At 49.8% G+C, this 3,778-nt stretch carries 2 protein-coding genes and 1 pseudogene; 2 read left to right on the top strand and 1 reads right to left on the bottom strand.

Annotated features, from left to right (window positions below; all coding sequences use genetic code 11):
* A pseudogene (locus EQY_RS0123190) lies at positions 1 to 596 on the bottom strand (HTH-type transcriptional regulator MalT); the annotation flags it as partial.
* Between the two features lie 623 nt (positions 597 to 1,219).
* On the opposite strand from EQY_RS0123190, the gene malP reads away from it, so the two are divergent.
* A complete protein-coding gene (gene malP, locus EQY_RS0123185; RefSeq protein ID WP_000081935.1) occupies positions 1,220 to 3,613 on the top strand; it encodes a maltodextrin phosphorylase in 2,394 nt (797 codons plus the stop codon).
* Positions 3,614 to 3,622: 9 nt separating this feature from the next.
* Positions 3,623 to 3,778, top strand: a 156-nt coding sequence (locus tag EQY_RS0123180) for a hypothetical protein (RefSeq protein WP_000444295.1), incomplete at its 3' end; no start/stop codon positions are given.

Genomic DNA, 3,778 nt, shown 5'->3' with positions numbered 1-3,778 from the left:
AGACGGCAATCAAAGAACTGTTTCGCTTCCTGATGGGTAAATGTCAGTTGCTGGCTGCCAATTTCCAATAGTTGGTCACGCACGCGCAGATTGGCAATGCCCAACTGCGGAAGGTTGCGTGACAGCACCACCAGAGTGAGATTTTCTGGTTGATGGCGAATGAAGAAGCGCATTGATTCGTGGATCACCGGATTGGTGATCAAATGGTAATCATCGATTACCAGGTAAAGTGGACTATGCCATTCCGCCAGTTCGATGAAAAGCTGGGCAAATAGTGACGTCAGACTGGCATATTGCCGTTTTTGCGTCATTGTTTCACTGATGGCGCAGTGACCGCTGGTTGCCTGTTGCACGGCGGCGATCAGATAGCTGGCGAAACGTTCTTGCTGGTTATCGCCTTCATCAAGCGAGTACCAGCCCAAATCGTTTTTTCCTGCCGCCCATTGGGATATGAGCGTTGTCTTTCCGTAACCCGCAGGACTTGTGATTAGCACCAGCCTGAAGTTGTTCGCGCCGGAAAGTTTAGCCAACAGGCGCTCACGAACCACAGTATGGTCGAGTCGAACCGGACGACTTAATTTTGACGGAATCAGCATAGTTAATCACTTCACTGTGGAAATTGAGGAAATATTATTTTTTTTGCGCTTCGTAATTAATAGTTATAAGTTCGGTCAGAAAACTGTGCAATGCAAGCGATGACGATTTTTTATGTGTCTGAATTTGCACTCTGTCACAATTCCAAATCTTTATTAATACTCCGTCTTAAAACAACGCAAATGCAGCGTGGATACTGGATTTTAGGGTGTTTTCTTTCAGTTCAAAAGCCTTATTAAAGCAACGATACCGCCTTAATTCCTGATGAAAGGTCTATCTAAAAACTTGATCTTAATAAATCTATTAAGAGTGAGATGACCCTCAATGGATATTTCATTGCTGAAACTATTTCGCCGCTTTACTTAATTTATAGAGTTACTTTCCGCTTTTTGATAATACGCAACGGCCATTTCTTACTGTTAATAGCAGGATTTCTGCGCTCTCTGGCACTGAGCTGATACTTTTGCAGTTGATTGCACTACCTTTAAGTGGTCGTGATCACATTTTCTTGCTCATCCCCGTCACTCCTCCCCGCCTAATCCCCCGTAGGATGAGGAAGGTCAACATGGAGCCTGGCAAACTAACGATAACGTTGTGTTTAATATCTAAGAAAACTGGAACTCCTATGTCACAACCCATTTTTAATGAAAAGCAATTTCAGGAAGCCCTGTCACGCCAGTGGCAGCGTTATGGTTTAACTTCTGCGGCTGAGATGACCCCTCGCCAGTGGTGGTTGGCAGTGAGTGAAGCCCTGGCGGAAATGCTGCGAGCCCAGCCTTTCGTTAAACCGGCGGCGAATCAGCGCCATGTTAACTACATCTCAATGGAGTTTTTGATTGGGCGTCTGACGGGCAACAACCTGTTAAACCTCGGCTGGTATCAGGCTGTTCAGGATTCACTGAAACCTTATGACATCAACCTGACTGACCTGTTAGAAGAAGAGATTGACCCGGCGCTGGGTAACGGTGGCCTGGGGCGTCTGGCTGCGTGTTTCCTCGACTCAATGGCGACTGTCGGGCAGTCTGCCACTGGTTATGGTCTTAACTATCAGTATGGTTTATTCCGTCAATCCTTTGTCGATGGTAAACAGTCTGAAGCGCCAGACGACTGGCATCGCGGTAGCTACCCATGGTTTAGTCATAACGAAGCTCTGGATGTGCAGGTGGGCATCGGCGGCAAAGTGACGAAAGAGGGGCGCTGGGAACCGGAATTTACCATTACCGGGCAAGCGTGGGATCTTCCAGTGTTGGGCTACCACAACGGTGTAGCACAGCCGCTGCGTTTGTGGCAGGCGACTCATGCTCATCCGTTCAATCTCACCAAATTTAATGACGGTGACTTCCTGCGTGCCGAACAACAAGGCATCAACGCTGAAAAACTGACCAAAGTCCTCTATCCAAACGACAACCACACTGCGGGTAAAAAGCTGCGCCTGATGCAGCAATACTTCCAGTGCGCCTGTTCGGTGGCGGATATTCTGCGTCGCCATCATCTGGCGGGGCGTAAACTGCACGAACTGGCAGAGTATGAAGTTATTCAACTGAACGATACCCACCCGACTATCGCTATTCCAGAACTGCTGCGCGTGCTGATCGATGAGCACCAGATGAGCTGGGATGACGCCTGGGCAATCACCAGCAAAACTTTCGCTTACACCAACCATACTTTGATGCCAGAAGCTCTGGAATGCTGGGATGAGAAACTGGTAAAAGCCCTGCTGCCGCGCCATATGCAGATAATCAACGAAATCAACAACCGCTTTAAGAAACTGGTGGAAAAAACCTGGCCGGGCGATAAAGCGGTGTGGGCAAAGCTGGCAGTTGTGTATGACAAACAGGTTCGCATGGCCAATATGTGTGTGGTAAGCGGCTTTGCGGTGAACGGTGTGGCAGCGTTGCACTCGGATCTGGTAGTGAAAGACTTGTTCCCTGAATACCATCAGCTGTGGCCGAACAAATTCCATAACGTCACTAACGGCATTACCCCACGTCGCTGGATCAAACAGTGCAACCCGGCACTGGCGGCGCTGCTGGATAAATCACTGAAGAAAGAGTGGGTTAACGATCTGGATCAACTGATCCATCTGGAAAAATTCGCCGATGACGCGAAATTCCGTCAGCAATATCGCGAGATCAAACAGGCGAATAAGGTTCGTCTGGCGGAGTTTGTGAAATCTCGTACCGGTATTGAGATCAATCCGCAGGCGATTTTTGATATTCAGATCAAACGTCTGCATGAGTACAAACGCCAGCACCTGAATCTGCTGCATATTCTGGCGCTGTATAAAGAAATTCGCGAGAACCCGCAGGCCGACCGCGTACCGCGCGTATTCCTGTTCGGCGCGAAAGCGGCGCCGGGCTACTACCTGGCGAAGAATATTATCTTTGCGATCAATAAAGTGGCTGATGTGATCAACAACGATCCGCAGGTTGGCGACAAACTGAAGGTGGTGTTCCTGCCGGATTATTGTGTCTCAGCAGCGGAAAAACTGATCCCAGCGGCGGATATCTCCGAGCAGATCTCCACGGCAGGGAAAGAAGCTTCCGGCACTGGCAACATGAAACTGGCGCTCAACGGCGCGTTAACCGTGGGTACGCTGGATGGTGCGAACGTTGAAATTGCCGAAAAGGTCGGTGAAGAGAACATCTTTATTTTTGGTCATACCGTGGAACAAGTGAAGGCAATTCTGGCCAAAGGCTACGACCCGGTGAAATGGCGGAAGAAAGATAAGGTTCTGGACGCCGTATTGAAAGAGCTGGAAAGCGGTAAATACAGCGACGGTGATAAACATGCCTTCGACCAGATGCTACACAGTATCGGCAAACAGGGCGGCGATCCGTATCTGGTGATGGCGGATTTCGCAGCCTATGTAGAGGCACAAAAGCAGGTGGATGTGCTGTACCGCGACCAGGAGGCCTGGACTCGCGCGGCGATCCTCAATACCGCCCGCTGCGGTATGTTTAGCTCGGATCGCTCTATTCGCGATTATCAGGCTCGTATCTGGCAGGCAAAACGCTAAGGAAGCTCGATGGAAAGCAAACGTCTGGATAATGCCGCGCTGGCGGCGGGGATCAGCCCCAATTACATCAATGCCCACGGTAAACCGCAGTCGATTGGCGCCGAAACCAAACGGCGTTTGCTTGACGCGATGCATCGAAGTACCGCCACGAAAGTGGCGGGGAAG

Source organism: Escherichia sp. TW14182, from assembly GCF_000208525.1.
Taxonomy (GTDB): domain Bacteria; phylum Pseudomonadota; class Gammaproteobacteria; order Enterobacterales; family Enterobacteriaceae; genus Escherichia; species Escherichia ruysiae.
This window is presented reverse-complemented; position numbering and strand designations above follow the sequence as displayed.

Excerpts from the sequence above, each read along its gene's own strand:
- malP (WP_000081935.1), top strand. The coding sequence starts at position 1,220 with ATGTCACAACCCATTTTTAATGAAAAGCAATTTCAGGAAGCCCTGTCA.